The sequence below is a fragment of the Streptomyces sp. NBC_00028 genome, from assembly GCF_045041065.1.
GTDB lineage: Bacteria > Actinomycetota > Actinomycetes > Streptomycetales > Streptomycetaceae > Streptomyces.
Genome location: NZ_CP108293.1, coordinates 6,070,048 through 6,085,886, shown reverse-complemented (window position 1 = coordinate 6,085,886; position 15,839 = coordinate 6,070,048). Strand labels below are relative to the sequence as shown.

At 70.1% G+C, this 15,839-nt stretch carries 13 protein-coding genes; 3 read left to right on the top strand and 10 right to left on the bottom strand.

Features of this window, described 5'->3' with window-relative positions; translation table 11 throughout:
* Nucleotides 1–460 precede the first annotated feature (460 nt).
* On the bottom strand, nt 461–1,468 hold the full coding sequence (locus OG885_RS27390; protein ID WP_405736159.1) for a stage II sporulation protein M: 1,008 nt from the start codon (nt 1,466–1,468) through the stop codon (nt 461–463).
* 130 nt (nt 1,469–1,598) lie between these two features.
* Between OG885_RS27390 and OG885_RS27385 the strand changes: the two genes are divergently transcribed.
* On the top strand, nt 1,599–2,564 hold the full coding sequence (locus OG885_RS27385) for an RDD family protein (protein WP_405736156.1): 966 nt from the start codon (nt 1,599–1,601) through the stop codon (nt 2,562–2,564).
* Nucleotides 2,565–2,597: 33 nt separating this feature from the next.
* On the opposite strand, the gene OG885_RS27380 is transcribed toward OG885_RS27385, so the two are convergent.
* Together OG885_RS27380 and ahcY are read right to left on the bottom strand one after the other, a co-directional pair.
* Nucleotides 2,598–3,212 (bottom strand): hypothetical protein, encoded by a 615-nt coding sequence (locus OG885_RS27380; protein WP_405736153.1) that lies wholly within the window; start codon nt 3,210–3,212, stop codon nt 2,598–2,600.
* Nucleotides 3,213–3,349: 137 nt separating this feature from the next.
* The gene (ahcY, locus tag OG885_RS27375) at nt 3,350–4,807 is read right to left on the bottom strand and encodes an adenosylhomocysteinase (RefSeq protein WP_399961433.1); all 1,458 of its coding nucleotides are present in this window, start codon (nt 4,805–4,807) and stop codon (nt 3,350–3,352) included.
* A gap of 471 nt (nt 4,808–5,278) precedes the next feature.
* Here ahcY and OG885_RS27370 point away from each other — a divergent pair, with 471 nt between their 5' ends.
* Complete coding sequence (locus tag OG885_RS27370; RefSeq protein ID WP_405736149.1) at nt 5,279–7,378, top strand: fructose-specific PTS transporter subunit EIIC; 2,100 nt, start codon at nt 5,279–5,281, stop codon at nt 7,376–7,378.
* A gap of 162 nt (nt 7,379–7,540) precedes the next feature.
* On the opposite strand, the gene OG885_RS27365 is transcribed toward OG885_RS27370, so the two are convergent.
* The 7 genes from OG885_RS27365 to OG885_RS27335 all read right to left on the bottom strand — a co-directional run bounded on the left by OG885_RS27365 (nt 7,541) and on the right by OG885_RS27335 (nt 15,093).
* Nucleotides 7,541–8,524, bottom strand: coding sequence for a cation diffusion facilitator family transporter (locus OG885_RS27365; RefSeq protein WP_405736146.1), 984 nt, complete (start codon nt 8,522–8,524; stop codon nt 7,541–7,543).
* Between the two features lie 125 nt (nt 8,525–8,649).
* Nucleotides 8,650–9,801, bottom strand: coding sequence for a mannose-6-phosphate isomerase, class I (gene manA / locus OG885_RS27360; RefSeq protein ID WP_405736143.1), 1,152 nt, complete (start codon nt 9,799–9,801; stop codon nt 8,650–8,652).
* A gap of 41 nt (nt 9,802–9,842) precedes the next feature.
* The gene (locus tag OG885_RS27355) at nt 9,843–10,973 is read right to left on the bottom strand and encodes an SIS domain-containing protein (RefSeq protein ID WP_405736140.1); all 1,131 of its coding nucleotides are present in this window, start codon (nt 10,971–10,973) and stop codon (nt 9,843–9,845) included.
* Nucleotides 10,974–11,056: 83 nt separating this feature from the next.
* On the bottom strand, nt 11,057–11,227 hold the full coding sequence (locus OG885_RS27350; RefSeq protein ID WP_078936097.1) for a Trm112 family protein: 171 nt from the start codon (nt 11,225–11,227) through the stop codon (nt 11,057–11,059).
* 226 nt (nt 11,228–11,453) lie between these two features.
* The gene (locus OG885_RS27345; protein ID WP_405736137.1) at nt 11,454–12,818 is read right to left on the bottom strand and encodes a phosphomannomutase/phosphoglucomutase; all 1,365 of its coding nucleotides are present in this window, start codon (nt 12,816–12,818) and stop codon (nt 11,454–11,456) included.
* A gap of 102 nt (nt 12,819–12,920) precedes the next feature.
* Nucleotides 12,921–14,537, bottom strand: coding sequence for an L-lactate permease (locus OG885_RS27340; protein ID WP_405736134.1), 1,617 nt, complete (start codon nt 14,535–14,537; stop codon nt 12,921–12,923).
* A gap of 181 nt (nt 14,538–14,718) precedes the next feature.
* On the bottom strand, nt 14,719–15,093 hold the full coding sequence (locus OG885_RS27335; RefSeq protein WP_356311604.1) for a DUF3499 domain-containing protein: 375 nt from the start codon (nt 15,091–15,093) through the stop codon (nt 14,719–14,721).
* Between the two features lie 290 nt (nt 15,094–15,383).
* On the opposite strand from OG885_RS27335, the gene OG885_RS27330 reads away from it, so the two are divergent.
* Entirely contained in the window at nt 15,384–15,836 is a 453-nt protein-coding gene (locus OG885_RS27330; RefSeq protein WP_399961417.1) for a metallopeptidase family protein, read from the top strand.
* Nucleotides 15,837–15,839 lie beyond the last annotated feature (3 nt).

Below are 15,839 nucleotides of genomic sequence, written 5' to 3'. Positions count from 1 at the left end.
AACCGAATGGCTGGAGACGGGGTATCAACTAATCTGGCGTTGATTTTTGGCACGCTGTTGAGTTCTCAAGGAACGGACGCTTCCTTTGTACTCACCCAAGAGACTCTCTCAGGCTTTCCTCCGGGCTTTTCCCTTCGGTCTTGCGTTTCCGACTCTATCAGACCGTTTCCGGTTCCGATTTCCTCGGTGCTTTCCAGGTTCTCGCTTTCGCGTTTCCCTTTCCGGCGGTTCCGACTTTATCAGAAGTTTCGCGCCGGTCTGACCGACTGCTCATTTCCGAATCATCGGGAGGGGGCTTCTTCGAAATCGATATTTCTAGAAGCAGACAGACACTCACTGTCGCCGACCGGATGAGATCCAGTTCCAGGCAACTGTTCGAATCTACCTCCCCACCAGCTCCGTGTCAACGGCTCCTGTGGGGCGAAGAGGAGACTAGCAGCTCAGCAGCCCCACACGCACATCAGGCGGCCATGGGGACGGCGGCGCTGCGTTCGGCGGCCTCGACGTCGCCCGTTTCACCGGTGCGCGCCGCGCGACCGCCCACTACATAGACGTACGCCAGGAAGGTCGCCTCGGCGGCGACTCCGATGGTGATGCGGGCCCAAGTAGGCAGGCCAGAGGGGGTGACGAAGCCTTCGATCGCGCCGGAGACGAAGAGGATCAGGGCCAGGCCGATCGCCATGCCGATCGCCGCGCGGCCCTCTTCTGCGAGGGCTGCTCGCCGGGTGCGTGGGCCGGGGTCGATGACGGTCCAGCCGAGGCGCAGGCCGGTGCCCGCAGCGACGAAGACCGCGGTCAGTTCGAGTAGGCCGTGCGGGAGGACGAGGCCGAGGAAGGTGTCCAGGCGGCCGGCCGAGGACATCAGGCCGAAGCCGACACCGAGGTTGAGCATGTTCTGGAAGAGGATCCACAGGACCGGGAGCCCGAGGAACACGCCCAAGATCAGACACTGGGCGGCGGCCCACGCGTTGTTCGTCCAGACCTGGGCGGCGAACGAGGCTGCCGGGTGGCTCGAGTAGTACGTCTCGTACTGGCCGCCGGGGCGGGTGAGCTCGCGCAGTTCGCTGGGGGCCGCTATGGAGGACTGCACTTCGGGATGGGTGCCGATCCACCAGCCCAGGAGGACCGCCACTGCTGTGGAGAAAAGCGCGGTGGGAACCCACCAGTGGCGCGCCCTGTAGACCGCTGCCGGGAAGCCGTGGGTCAGGAAGCGGGTGACGTCGCGCCAGGAGGCGCGGCGGGTGCCTGTGACGGCACTACGCGCGCGTGCCACCAGTTGGCTGAGCCGTCCCGTCAGCTGAGGGTCGGGGGCGCTGGACTGGATCAGCGAGAGGTGGGTGGCCGTGCGTTGATAGAGAGTGACGAGTTCGTCGGTCTCGGCGCCGGTGAGTCTGCGCTGGCGGCGGAGCAGGGCGTCCAGGCGATCCCACTCCGCTCTGTGGGCGGAGACGAAGACGTCGAGGTCCATCGGTTTCGGCTGCTCCTCGGAGGGTCGTCGGCGGCTCGTCGTGGTGTCAGCTTGTCGTACTGGGGCGCGATGCGCCCTCAGCTTGGCAGACTGACGGTTCTCGGGGTGGGTCAGGGGAAGGACGGCGTGCGTGAGTGAGCTGGTGACGGGCGAGGCGGTGGCGCTGGAACTGCGTCCCGCGAGGCTGCCGAGCAGGGCGCTCGCCGTGCTGCTCGATCTGTTGGTGGCCGTTGTCGCCTACATCCTCGTGACCGTCGCTCTGGTGGCTTCGACGTCCTCGTTGGACGAGGCGGCCCAGTTCGCGGTGTCCCTCGCCGCTTTCGTGCTGGTGATGGTGGGCGGGCCGATCGCCGTCGAGACGCTCAGCCACGGTCGTTCGCTCGGGAAGATGGCATGCGGGCTGCGGGTGGTCCGGGACGACGGTGGGCCGATCCGGTTCCGGCATGCCCTGGTGCGGGGTGGGATCGGGGTGATCGAGATCCTGCTGACGTTCGGGGTGGTCGCCTGTATCGCCTCCCTGGTGTCCGCTCGGGGGCGGCGGCTCGGGGACGTGTTCGCGGGGACTCTCGTCGTACGGGAAAGGGTGCCGGTGTCGACCTCGGGTTTTCTGCCTCCGCCGCCGCCCTGGCTGGCCGGGCGGTTCTCCGGGCTTGATCTGTCGTCGGTTCCCGACGGGCTGTGGCTGGCCATTCGTCAGTACCTGGCGCGGATGCAGCAGCTCGATCCGCAGGTCGGTTCCGCCATGGCCGAGCGGCTGGCCGCCGACCTCGTCGCGCATACGGGGACTCCGGCGCCGCACGGTGTTCCGTCGGCGGCGTATCTGGCGGCGGTCGTGCAGGAGCGGCAGGCCCGAGAGGTACGGCGGGCTTTCGCAAGCCGTGCGATGACCGGGGGCGGGGTGCCTGCTTCTCCCGTCGGCGGGCCGGGGGCGTACGCGCCGGCGCAGAACTGGTCTCCGGCTCAAGCCCCTTCACCTGCTGCCGCGGCGGCGGCTCCTCAGCCTGCCGTCGCGCACGAGCCCGAAGCTCGCCGGGACGCGTCCGGGGCGGCGCCGTCGTCCGAGCTGCCTCGTACCGGGTTCGCGCCCCCCGCCTAGGACACCCTCACCCCGTCTCCTCCGCGTCCGGTCTCACGGGAACACGGACGGCGGTGATTCCAGGTCCTCCAGCTCGACGCCGGGTGCCGCGAGGACCACGTCTCCCGCGATGTGCACGGTGTGCTGTTCGCCGGTGTCCAGGGCTGTGACCTGGTATTCGTCCACGGTCAGGGGGCCGTTGTCAGTGGCGTGTGCTTCGCTTTTCAGCAGGGCCCAGGACTGATCCACGGTGCGCGGGGCGAGGACCGGATCCGTGAAGGCGACGAGCCGTACGCGGGTGGCCGAGGGGGAAGGGGTGAGGCGCAGGATACGTGCGGTCGCGATGAGGAAAGCGGGGGAAGTGCCGGTGAAGGCGTGGGCGCGGACATTGCCTTCCGTGGCGTGAGCCCCTGTGGGGTCGGTGCGGACCCAGGTGACGCCGTCGAGGGCGGCGCCGCGCACCTGCCAGCCGCCGGCATGGAGTTCCAGGCGGATGGGGCGGCCGAGTTCGTCGAGGGCGAGGTCGACGGAGCCGGTGTGGTCTCCCGTGGGGGTGGTCAGTTGGGAGACGTATCGCCAGCCGGAGGGGCCGGGGGCGCAGTGGAAGTGCTCTTCTGCGAGGGGGGTGTGATCGTGCGGATCATGGAGCGAATATCGGCCGCGGGGCATGGGGGTCCTGGGTCTTGAGGGGTTGGTCCGGGCGTGGCGGCGCGGGCTGGTCCGGCCACGGCGGCCAAAGGGGCAGGCCCCCGGCACGGGGGTGCGGGGGCCTGCCTCGGAGGTGGTGCTGCTGAGGTGCGGGTGGCTCAGTAGCGGTAGTGGTCCGGCTTGTACGGGCCGTCGACCTCGACGCCGATGTAGGAGGCCTGCTCCGGGCGGAGCGTCGTCAGCTTCACGCCGAGCGCGTCCAGGTGGAGACGGGCGACCTTCTCGTCCAGGTGCTTGGGCAGCGTGTACACGCCGATCGGGTACTCGGACTGCTTGGTGAACAGCTCGATCTGGGCCAGCGTCTGGTCCGCGAAGGAGTTGGACATCACGAACGACGGGTGGCCGGTCGCGTTGCCCAGGTTCAGCAGGCGGCCCTCGGACAGCACGATGAGGACCTTGCCGTCGGGGAACTTCCAGGTGTGGACCTGCGGCTTGACCTCGTCCTTGACGATGCCGGGGATCTTGGCCAGGCCGGCCATGTCGATCTCGTTGTCGAAGTGGCCGATGTTCCCGACGATGGCCTGGTGCTTCATCTTGGCCATGTCGCTGGCCATGATGATGTCCTTGTTGCCGGTCGTGGTGATGAAGATGTCGGCCTTGTCGATGACCTCGTCGAGGGTCGTGACCTGGTAGCCGTCCATCGCCGCCTGGAGGGCGCAGATCGGGTCGATCTCGGTGACGATGACACGGGCGCCCTGGCCGCGCAGCGACTCCGCGCAACCCTTGCCGACGTCGCCGTAGCCGCAGACGACGGCGGTCTTGCCGCCGATGAGGACGTCGGTGGCGCGGTTGATGCCGTCGATCAGGGAGTGGCGGCAGCCGTACTTGTTGTCGAACTTCGACTTCGTCACGGCGTCGTTCACGTTGATCGCCGGGAAGAGCAGCTGGCCGTCGCGCTGCATCTCGTACAGACGGTGGACGCCGGTCGTGGTCTCCTCGGTCACGCCGCGGATCTCCGAGGCGAGCTGGGTCCACTTCTGGGAGCCCTCGGTGATGGTGCGGTTCAGCAGTTCGAGGATGACGCGGTGCTCGTCGTTCTCGGCGGTGTCGACCGAGGGGACCTTGCCGGCCTTCTCGTACTCGACGCCCTTGTGCACGAGGAGGGTGGCGTCACCACCGTCGTCGAGGATCATGTTCGGGCCGCCGGTGGGGGTGTTCGGCCAGGTCAGCGCCTGCTCCGTGCACCACCAGTACTCCTCCAGCGTCTCGCCCTTCCAGGCGAAGACCGGGATGCCCTGCGGGTTGTCGGGCGTGCCGTTGGGGCCGACGGCGATGGCGGCGGCCGCGTGGTCCTGGGTGGAGAAGATGTTGCAGGAGACCCAACGGACCTGGGCGCCCAGGGCGACCAGGGTCTCGATCAGGACGGCGGTCTGCACGGTCATGTGCAGCGAACCCATGATGCGGGCGCCGGCCAGCGGCTGGGTGGCGGCGAACTCCTTGCGGATCGCCATCAGGCCGGGCATCTCGTGCTCGGCGAGGGTGATCTCCTTGCGGCCGAACTCGGCCAGGGAGAGGTCGGCGACCTTGAAGTCCTGTCGGTTTTCGACAGTCGTCATTGCTAGCTGCTCCTCGAGGTTGGGGCGAGGTGGGTACGGCTGGTCTGCGCGGCGGCGGACACAGGGGTGCCCGAAAAGAGGACAAAGGCATGCCCGGTGCGCGCAGCGCAGTCCGTCGGAGGCCCTCTCTCCCTCGGCCGGTCCGCGAGAGGACCGCCCGACCGCCATCAGCAGCGACGTCTGGCTTCGTCCCAAGCTACACCGGTACGAGGGGGCGTCCCCAGTCCACCTCCGAACCCATAGCGTCGTTCAAGGGAAGCCCTAGGCATGGGGAGCGCCGGACGGGACAGCGATAACAGGACACCCCCGGTCGCCTGAGCAGGACCAACAAGCAGGGTCAAACAGGAGCATTTTGCTTCTTTGGGCTCGTCGGCGCGGTGGTGGACGATGCGAAGAGATCGGGACCAGCTGATCGATCTCGCGGGGCGTCAGGGACGGCGTTCCGCGTGACAAAGGCGTTAGGAGATCGACGTGACCAGTCCGGCCGGCCCTCCCCCCACGGGCAGTGGCAGTGGTGAGCGGCAGAGAGTGAAGCTGCTCGCGGTGACCGCGTGTCCGACCGGCATCGCGCACACGTACATGGCGGCGGAGAAGCTCCAGCAGGCCGCCGAGAGCCGCGGCATCGACATGAAGGTGGAGACCCAGGGATCGATCGGGGCTGAAAACGTCCTCGATGACAACGATGTCAGTACCGCGGACGGCATCATCGTCGCCGCGGACAAGGACGTGGATCTGAGCCGTTTCGCCGGCAAGCGGGTCCTCAAGGTCGGGGTGGCGGAGGGCATTCACCATCCCGAGCAGCTCATCGAGCGGGTGCGGTCGGCGCCGGTCCATCAGCCCGGCGCAGTGGCGGCGGTGGCGTCGTCCGGCGGGAAGGAGCGCAGCGTCGGGTACAAGGCGCTGATGAACGGGGTCAGTTACATGATCCCGTTCGTGGTGGTCGGCGGCCTGCTGATCGCGATCTCCCTCTCACTCGGCGGGCACACGGACCCCTCGGGCGGTCTGGTCATCCCGAAGGACTCCTTCTGGATGGACCTGAACAACATCGGCGTCATCGGCTTCACGCTGATGGTGCCGATCCTCTCCGGCTACATCGCGTACGCCATCGGCGACCGCCCCGCCCTCGTCCCCGGCATGATCGGCGGCTGGATAGCCAACACCGGTGAGCTCTACGACTCCAAGGCGGGCGCCGGGTTCATCGGGGCGATCGTGACCGGCTTCCTCGCCGGGTATCTGGTGCTGTGGATCAAGAAGGTCAAGGTCCCGAAGTTCGTGCAGCCGATCATGCCGATCATCGTGATCCCGATCGTGGCGACCACGGCGCTCGGACTGTTCTTCATCTACGTCCTCGGGAAACCGATCTCCTGGGTGTTCGAGCACCTGACCGACTGGCTCAGCGGGATGACCGGTACCAGCGCGATCCTGCTGGGCGCGATCCTCGGGCTGATGATCGCGTTCGACATGGGCGGGCCGGTCAACAAGACGGCGTTCCTCTTCGGCGCCGGTCTCATCGCGACCGGCAACCAGACGGTCATGGGCATGTGTGCCGCCGCGATCCCGGTGATGCCGCTGGGTCAGGGGCTCGCCACGCTCATCCGCAAGCGGCTCTACACCGAGCAGGAGCGGGAGACCGGGCTCGCCGCGCTCTTCATGGGCTGCTTCGGCATCTCCGAGGGCGCGATCCCCTTCGCGGCCGCGCGGCCCGCGCAGGTCATCCCGGCCAACATGCTCGGCGGCGCGGTGGCCGGTGCGATCGCCGGAGTCGCGGGGGTCGAGGACGCGGTGCCGCACGGCGGGCCGATCGTGGCGGTGCTCGGCGCGGTGAGCGGTGTGCCGATGTTCTTCGTGGCCGTGGTGATCGGCACGGCCGTCACGGCGCTGACGACCGTCGGCCTCGTGGACGTGAGCGAGCGCAGGCGGCGTGGAGATGCGGTCGACGGCGTGGCCGTGGCCGGGCCCGAGCCGGTGCTGGTCGGGGCGGGTGCGGGAGTGGCGCCGGACGTTGTCGGCGTCGTGGCGCAGCGGAGCGTCGCCGCGGCGCCCGCGCCGACCGCCTCGCCCGCCTCTGCATCTGTCCTGCCCGCCGCTGCCTCGTCAGCCGCTCCGGGCGATGTCGAGGTGCTCTCCGGGTATCTCACCGAGCAGACCGTGCAGGTCGGACTCGATGCGGACGGCAAGGAAGCGGCCATCCGTGAGATGGCCGGGCTGCTGGCGCGGAGCGGCAGGGTCGCCGACGTGGACGAGCTGGTGGCGACCGCGTTGCGGCGGGAGGCACAGGGCACGACCGGGCTCGGTGAGGAGATCGCGATCCCGCACGCCAAGACGGATGCGGTGACGGCCCCTGTCGTCGGGTTCGCGCGGTCCGCTACGGGGATCGAGTGGGGGTCCCTGGACGGTACGAGGGCCAAGCTGGTGTTCATGATCGCCGTGCCGGAGGCGGCCGCAGGGGACGAGCATCTGCGGATTCTGGCGCTGCTGTCGCGGAAGTTGATGGACACCGGGTTCCGGGAGCGGCTCACGGCCGCGGCGGACGAGTCTGCGGTGCTCGGGGTCTTGCGCGAGGTGGGGTAGCGATCGCTCAGGGTTCTGTGTGTCGGGCTCGGGATCGCCGCCCTGGTCGTACGGCGCAGGGTGCGGGCCGCGGTACCGCCTCAGCCGCCCTGGGTGATGCAGGTGTGAGGAGCGAGGAGGAAGAAGTGAGGGGCCCGCCGGGATCCGGCGGGCCCTCGGTCGTCAGTGGCCGGCGGTGGGCTGCTGGGCCGGGCCCCCGGGTGTGGCCTCGCGGTCGGGGCCCTTGGCGGCCTCGGCCTCGCTGTAGATGTCGGGTTCGAGGTAGATGACGCGGGCGATCGGGACGGCCTCGCGGATACGGGCCTCGGCCGCGTTGATGGCGCTCGCGACCTCGGTGGCCGTGTCGTCGTGCTGGACGGCGATCTTGGCGGCGACCAGGAGCTCCTCGGGGCCGAGGTGGAGCGTTCGCATGTGGATGATGCCCGTGACGGTGTCGCCGTCGACGATCGCGGTCTCGATCCTCTTGACCTCGTCGACGCCCGCGGCCTCGCCGAGCAGCAGGGACTTGGTCTCGGCGGCCAGGACGAGCGCGATCAGGATGAGCAGGATGCCGATGCAGAGGGTGCCGATGCCGTCCCAGACGCCGTCGCCGGTGATCAGGGCGATGCCGACGCCGCCGAGGGCGAGGACCAGACCGATGAGCGCGCCGAAGTCCTCAAGGAGGACGACGGGCAGCTCGGGCGCCTTGGCGCGGCGGATGAACTGGGACCAGGTCTGGGAGCCCCGCAGTTCGTTGGACTCCTTGATGGCGGTCCGGAAGGAGAAGCCCTCGGCGATGATCGCGAAGACGAGGACGCCGACCGGCCAGTACCAGTGCTCGACCTCGTGCGGGTGCTTGATCTTCTCGTAGCCCTCGTAGATGGCGAACATGCCGCCGACCGAGAACAGGACGATGGAGACGAGGAAGGCGTAGATGTAGCGCTCGCGGCCGTAGCCGAACGGGTGCTGCGGGGTGGCTTCGCGCTGGGCCTTCTTGCCGCCGAGCAGGAGCAGGAACTGGTTGCCGGAGTCGGCGAGCGAGTGGACGCCCTCGGCGAGCATCGACGAGGAACCGCTGAACGCGAACGCCACGAACTTCGATGCCGCGATCGCGAGGTTGGCGCCGAGTGCCGCCACGATCGCCTTGGTACCGCCTGACGCGCTCATGTGTTCGCGTTATCCCTTCGTACGCCGTCCCGGGCTCGGCCCTTTCCGCCTTTGCCCGCGCTTTGCCGGTGGGCCATTGTTGCAGCCCTGCCCGGGGGCGACTCGTCAGGTATCCACAGTGCCGGTCATACGATCACAGTTGCCCGGAAGACCGTGCCCGTCCCGGACACCTCGGCCTTGTCGCCCGCCGGGACGAACACCGACTGACCAGGGCTCAGCTCGTGCTCCCCCGCCCGCACCGAGCCCACCGTGCAGAGCAGGATCTGCGGGGTCGGGCGCGTCAGGTCATGGGCGGCGCCGCCCTCGGGGAGGACGTACCTCGACAGCCGGAACTCGTCGATCGGGGTCTCGTAGACCTCCTCGCCGTCCGGGGACGCCTCCGGGCGCAGCACGCCGGGGTCCGCGGCCTCGAAGCGGACGATGCGCAGGAGTTCGGGGACGTCGACGTGCTTGGGGGTCAGGCCGCAGCGCAGGACGTTGTCCGAGTTGGCCATGATCTCGACGCCCAGGCCGTTCAGGTAGGCGTGCGGGATGCCGGCGCCGAGGAACAGGGCCTCGCCGGGCTGCAGTCGGACGTGGTTCAGGAGCATGGCCGCGATGACGCCAGGGTCGCCCGGGTAGTGGTGGGCGATGTCCGCGTACGGGGCGTACGCGCCGCCGAGGCGAGCGCAGGCGGCGGCCGCCTCCGTGACCGTACGGGCCATCTCCTCGCGGTCGGCGCTGAGGACGGCCGTGAGGACCTCGCGCAGGGCGGCGTCCTCGGGGTGGGCGTGCAGCAGGTCGACGTACGGCTTGAGGGAGTCGACGCCGAGGCCGGCCAGTAGTTCGGCGGCCTGGTTCGGGTCGCGGAAGCCGCACAGGCCGTCGAACTCGGTGAGCGCGCAGATGAGTTCGGGCTTGTGGTTGGCGTCCTTGTAGTTGCGGTGTCCGGCGTCCACGGGGATGCCGCGGCGCTCCTCGTCCTCGTAACCCTCCTTGGCCTGCGCGAGGTTGGGGTGCACCTGGAGGGAGAGCGGGGCACCCGCGGCGAGGATCTTGAGCAGGAAGGGCAGGCGCGGGCCGAACTTCGCGACGGCCGCGGCTCCGAGCTCCCGTTCCGGATCGGCCTCGACGACCTCGACGAGCGTTCCGCGCGCGGTGCGCGAGGGTGCTCCGGGGTGGGCTCCCATCCACATCTCCGCCTGCGGCTCGCCGCTCGGCGCGATGCCCAGGAGGTCGGGGATGGCGGTGGTGGAACCCCAGGCGTAGGGGCGGACGGTGTTGTCGAGGCGGTCCATCGGGTTCTTTCTGTACGACGGTCAGGGCGTCCCGGGCATGATCAGGCTCCGGAGGCGAGCGCCAGGTAAACCGCGGCGAAATCCGTGATGGCGATCAGTTCCGCGAGGGTCTCCAGTTCGGCGCCTTCCTCCGGTTCGAGCTCGCTGATCGGGGTGTCGTGGCTCAGGGCCAGGTCACGGGCGGCCGGGGCGGCGGTGAGGCCACCGATGGGGCGGTCGCGGAGGAGCACCACGCGTGCGTGCAGCGCGGGCGCTTCCTCCACGCGGTCGCGGAAGAAGTCGTCGGGGTCGGCGCTGGCGGCCAGCGGTCCGGCGAGCAGCGTGCTGTGCGCGGCGAGCGCCTCGGGCAGTTCGGCGACCACGGCGGGGCGGCCGGAGAGTTCGGCGAGCGCGGCGGCGAACCTGCGCCCCGCCGGGCCGGCCGAGACACCCTCCGTCCAGATCACCGGGAGCGCGTCGGCGAGCTCGGCGGCCAGGGTCTTCGCCGGGTTGCTGTACGTCGCGATGGCGGGCCCGCAGCGCTCGGCGATGTGGTCGAGGCGGTCGGAGACCTTCTCCAGCACGTCCGGCGGGGCGGCGAGCAGGCCGGTGCGGTCGAGGATCGCGAGCAGCGGCGTGAGCAGCGCCCACAGGACGCCGGGGGCGGACGCGGCGAGTTGCTGTCCGTCCTGCTCGTACGGGGCCGTCGCGAGCGGTACGAACAGGCCGTGGGCGCCCTCGACCGCCTCGGTGAGCGGGGTGCCGGCGGGGGCCACGGCGACGACCGTGCAACCGCGGCGGTAGGCCTGGTCGGTGAGGAGGGAGAGGCCGGGTTCGGTGCCGTCGGGGGTGGCGATCAGGAGCAGGTCGACCGAGCCGGTCCAGCCCGGGAGCTCCCAGCGCAGGGCGCCCGCGGCGGGGGCGACGCCTGTGGGGGCGAGGCGGATGACGGGGCTGCCGGCGCCGGCGAGCGTGCCGAGGAGATCGGCGACGTGGGTTGCGGCGGCGCCGGGGCCCGCGATGAGGACCGCGCGGGGGCGGCCGTCGGGCTTGAGGTCGTTGACACCGGCCTCGGCGGCGTGCCGGGCCGCGGTGCGGACTCGGGCGCCTGCCTCGGCGGCGCCGCGCAGCAGGCCGCGGCGGTCGGCCTCCGAGAGCGCCTCAGGGGTGTCGAGCAGCGATTCGTCGAGCATGGGCGGCAGACTCCTCCGATCGCCGGGTTCGTCGATTACACGCGCGGGGCCCCGTCAGGCCTTCGGGGGGCCGGGCGGCATCGTCACGCGGGGCGGCGGGCCTCGTCGACGAGGAGGACCGGGATGCCGTCGCGGACCGGGTACGCGAGGCCACAGTCCTGGCCGGTGCAGATCAGCTCGGTGTCCTGCTCCTCGAGGGGGGCGTGACAGGCCGGGCAGGCGAGGATCTCCAGGAGGCCGGCTTCGAGCGGCATGAGGGTTCCCTTCGGGGGCGGTACGGCTGCGTGAGCGGATGTGCCTGGTCAGCGTACCGCCGGTGGGGGGTGGGTGCCGGGGTTGTGGATAACCGGAGTCGGTGTGCGGTGGCGGGGTTTCGCTTGCCCGCGCTTGCGGGGTGCCGCTGCGCCCACCCGTGCCGCCCCAGCGGCACGACTGCCCGCAGCTGGGGCGAGCACGATGTCAACGGCACCCCCGTCAACCTCACGCCCTGATGATCGCCAGTACCTCGTCCCGGATCTTCGTCATCGTCGCCTCGTCCCTCGCCTCCGCGTTGAGTCGCAGCAGCGGTTCCGTGTTGGACGGGCGGACGTTGAACCACCAGTCGGCGGTCGTGATCGTGAGGCCGTCGAGGTGGTCGAGGGTCACGCCCTCCTGGCCCTCGTAGGCGGAGCGGATCGCGGTGAGGCGGTCCTGCTGGTCGGCGACCGTGGAGTTGATCTCGCCGGAGCCGGTGTAGCGGTCGTAGGAGGCCACGAGGCCGGACAGCGGGCCCTCCTGGCCGCCGAGGGCGGCGAGGACGTGGAGGGCGGCCAGCATGCCGGTGTCGGCGTTCCAGAAGTCCTTGAAGTAGTAGTGCGCGGAGTGCTCGCCGCCGAAGATCGCGCCGGACGTCGCCATCTCGGCCTTGATGAAGGAGTGCCCCACGCGGGTGCGGACGGGGGTGCCGCCGTTCTCCTTGACGACCTCAGGGACCGACCAGGAGGTGATCAGGTTGTGGATGATCACGCCTTTGCCGCCGTTCCTGGCCAGCTCACGCGCGGCCACCAGGGCGGTGATGGCCGACGGGGAGACCGGGTCGCCGTGCTCGTCGACGACGAAGCAGCGGTCGGCGTCGCCGTCGAAGGCGATGCCGAGGTCGGCGGACTCCTCTCGGACGCGCTTTTGCAGGTCGACGAGGTTCGCCGGGTCGAGGGGGTTGGCCTCGTGGTTCGGGAACGTGCCGTCCAGCTCGAAGTACATCGGGACGAGGGTCAGGGGCAGGCCCGCGAAGACCGTGGGAACCGTGTGCCCGCCCATGCCGTTGCCCGCGTCGACGACGACCTTCAGGGGGCGGATGGCGGTCAGGTCGACGAGGGAGCGCAGGTGGGCCGCGTAGTCCTCCAACGTCTCGCGCCGCGTGACCGTCCCCTGGGTCGCGGCCGGGGCGGGGGCGCCCGACTCGGCCCAGCCCTCGACGAGCTCGCGGATCTCGGTGAGGCCGGTGTCCTGGCCCACGGGGGCGGCACCCGCGCGGCACAGCTTGATGCCGTTGTACTGGGCCGGGTTGTGCGAGGCCGTGAACATCGCGCCCGGCAGGTTCAGCGCACCCGAGGCGTAGTACAGCTGGTCGGTGGAGCACAGGCCGATCTCGGTGACGTCGACGCCCTGGGCGGCGGCCCCGCGCGCGAAGGCGCCGGACAGGCCGGGGGACGAGGGCCGCATGTCGTGCCCGATCACGATCGCGCTCGCGCCGGTCACCCGGACGAAGGCCGCGCCGAAGAGCTCGGCGAGCGACTCGTCCCACTGGTCGGGGACGACGCCGCGCACGTCGTACGCCTTCACGAGCTGTGACAGATCAACGGCCACCGGCCAACCCTCCAAAAAGTCCTACTGGTCGGCCCAAACTACCCTCCCCCACGGACAGCGCGCCGCCCGTCCACCGAGTGGACCCAGGAACGTAACCTCAGGTCACGGCAGCATCCAGTCCAGGACCGGTGAACTCTGCCCGACGACGATCAGGCACATCACCAGGAGCAGTCCGAGACTCCAGGGCAGCACCTTGCGCAGCAGGTCCCCCTCGCGGCCGGCGAGGCCGACGGCCGCGCAGGCGATGGTGAGGTTCTGCGGGGAGATCATCTTGCCGAGGACACCGCCGGAGCTGTTCGCGGCGGCCAGCAGCTCCGGGGAGAGTCCCGACTCGCGTGCGGCGGTCACCTGGAGCGCCCCGAAGAGGGCGTTGGCGGAGGTGTCGGAGCCGGAGACGGCCACGCCGAACCAGCCGAGGACCGGGGAGAGGAAGGCGAGTCCGGCGCCCGCCGCCGCCACGAAGTGGCCGATGGTGGCGGCCTGTCCGGAGAGGTTCATGACGTAGGCGAGCGCGAGGACGCTCGTCACGGTGAGGATCGCGAACCTCAACTCGTGGACGGTGGCGAGCCATTCCTTGACGGCCACGCGCGCGTGCACGCCGAGGACGACGGCCGTGCACACTCCGGCGAGCAGCACGAGCGTGCCGCCAGTGGCGACGATCGGCCAGGTGAACACGTTGCCGCCGACGGGGTCGCCGTCGGCGTTGACGACGTTCAGGAAGGGCCAGTCGTAGGTCTGGGTCGCGTTCGCCAGCCAGTCCTTGACCGCGGGGATCTGCGCGATCGAGAAGATGGCGACGATCAACGCGTAGGGGGCGTAGGCGCGTACGACCTCACCGCGCGGGTCGTCCTCGTCGAGTTCCTCGCTCCTGGCGCCCGTCAGCACGGAGGCGCGTACGGACTCCTCGGCGGGCACGCGTGCGTGCGGTACGGCGACCAGGGCGGCCGCGCCCGCCAAGGCGGCGCCGATGTCGGCGAGTTGCGCGGAGAGGTAGTTGGAGGCGGCGAACTGGGCGATGGCGAAGGCGACTCCGCACGCCAGGGCGGGCGCCCAGGTGTCGCGCAGACCGCGCCGCCCGTCCACGAGGTACACCAGCACGAGGGGCACCACCAGGGCCAGCAGCGGCGTCTGACGGCCCACCACGGAGGCCACGGTGTCGAGCGGAAGTCCCGTCACCTGAGCGAGCGTCACCACGGGCGTGCCCATCGCGCCGAAGGCCACGGGCGCGGTGTTGGCGACGAGGGCGACGACGGCCGCCTTCACCGGGTCGAAGCCCAGGGCGACGAGCATGACCGAGCAGATCGCGACGGGGGCGCCGAAGCCGGCGAGGGCCTCCAGGAGGGCGCCGAAGCAGAACGCGACGACGAGGGCCTGGATGCGTGGATCGTCGGAGAGCCGTCCGAAGGAGCGGCGCAGGATGTCGAAGTGCCGGGTGCGGACCGTCATCCGGTACACCCACAGGGCGTTGACGACGATCCACAGGATGGGGAAGAGGCCGAAGACGGCTCCCTGGGCGCCGCTGGAGAGCGTCTGGCCCAGTGGCATGCCGTAGGCGAGCCAGGCGACCAGAACGGCCGTCAGAAGCCCTGTGAGGCCCGCGAGATGGGCCTTGAGGCGGACGCCGCCGAGCAGGACGAGGACGATCACCAGGGGCAGGGCGGCGACGAGGGCGGACAGGCCCAGTGAGTCGGCGACGGGTTCCAGTTCCTGGACGTACACGGGCGCCTCCCCGATCCGGTTCCGCGTCCGGACTCGCTCGATTCCGGTATGCGGAAAGCGATTTCTCGTTCCGGCTTCCGGAATGGTCGTGTCCGCGCCAAGCAGTCGTCAATGGGCGTGCGTCACTGAGCGGAACGTGCACCAAATGCACACGGAAAGAGGGTGGTTGCCGACCGGGAGGTCAGTTGTCGGGCGAGCGCAGCACGCGCAGATGCCCGCGCCGCGCGACCTCCATGGGGTCCGCCGTACGTCCCCCACCACCGGCCTGGGCGGCGCGCTCCTGCGGGCGGGCCGCCTCGCGGACCGCGTTGGCAAGCGCTTCCAGGTCGTCGCCACTGGGGCGGGCGGGAGCCGAACCGTCGAGGAGTCGGACGACCTCCCAGCCGCGCGGGGCGGTGAGGCGCTCGGAGTGCTCGGCGCACAGGTCGTAGCAGTGGGGTTCGGCGTAGGTGGCGAGCGGGCCGAGGACCGCGGTCGAGTCGGCGTAGACGTACGTCAGCGTCGCGACGGCGGGGCGGCCGCAAGCGGTGCGCGAACAGCGACGTACAGGGCTCACGACGTTGGACGGTACCGCACTCTTGAGCGGGCCGCGACGACTCCCCTTCAGGTCACTCCACCGTGTCGTGGTGTGGAACGGCCCACACGCCCCTCCGAACACACCGTTCCGACCTGCATAGATACCGCTTTCTAAGATTCCGGACGACCCCGCGTCCGGTCACCACTCGGTACAAACAAGGTCAATTGCCTTGAGATCGCCGGTCCCGGAGAGATACAGAAATGAGCCCAACCTTGGCTGGAATGGTCATCCGCCGACATGCCCCACCAGGGGACTACGCTTCAGCAGTGATGGACAGCCCCGTACCGCCCCCTGCCCGTGCCACCGGCCCCGGACCCCGCCGACGTGATCGCCACGGCCGGGGCATGCGCGGCCCGATCGCGCCGCCCCAGGTGCCGCTCGCGGCCAGCCGCGCCGAGGTGTTCGCGGATCTGGTGCAGGACTCCGTGGAGCGTCTGGAGCGGCGCTGGCCGCAGCTCGCCGACATCGATTTCCTGGTCCTGGAGGTGCCCCGCCTCGACGGCCGGACCTTCAACGACGAGGCGGTCCCCCTGGGCGGGACGATTCCCGCGCGCGAGGGGCGCCCCGCGCGCGTGGTGGTGTACCGCCGCCCCGTGGAGATCCGCACCAAGGGCCGCGACGAACGCGCGGCCCTGGTGCACGAGGTCGTCGTCGAGCAGGTCGCCGAGCTGCTGGGGCTGACCCCGGAGACGGTCGATCCGCGCTACGGCGACGAGGACTGAGAA

Bases quoted from the DNA above. Each gene is read 5' to 3' on its own strand.
- OG885_RS27330 (WP_399961417.1), top strand. From the start codon at position 15,384: ATGGACAGCCCCGTACCGCCCCCTGCCCGTGCCACCGGCCCCGGACCC.
- manA (WP_405736143.1), bottom strand. From the start codon at position 9,801: ATGGACCGCCTCGACAACACCGTCCGCCCCTACGCCTGGGGTTCCACC.
- OG885_RS27350 (WP_078936097.1), bottom strand. From the start codon at position 11,227: ATGCCGCTCGAAGCCGGCCTCCTGGAGATCCTCGCCTGCCCGGCCTGT.
- OG885_RS27355 (WP_405736140.1), bottom strand. From the start codon at position 10,973: ATGCTCGACGAATCGCTGCTCGACACCCCTGAGGCGCTCTCGGAGGCC.
- OG885_RS27390 (WP_405736159.1), bottom strand. From the start codon at position 1,468: ATGGACCTCGACGTCTTCGTCTCCGCCCACAGAGCGGAGTGGGATCGC.
- OG885_RS27365 (WP_405736146.1), bottom strand. From the start codon at position 8,524: ATGAGCGCGTCAGGCGGTACCAAGGCGATCGTGGCGGCACTCGGCGCC.
- ahcY (WP_399961433.1), bottom strand. From the start codon at position 4,807: ATGACGACTGTCGAAAACCGACAGGACTTCAAGGTCGCCGACCTCTCC.
- OG885_RS27380 (WP_405736153.1), bottom strand. From the start codon at position 3,212: ATGCCCCGCGGCCGATATTCGCTCCATGATCCGCACGATCACACCCCC.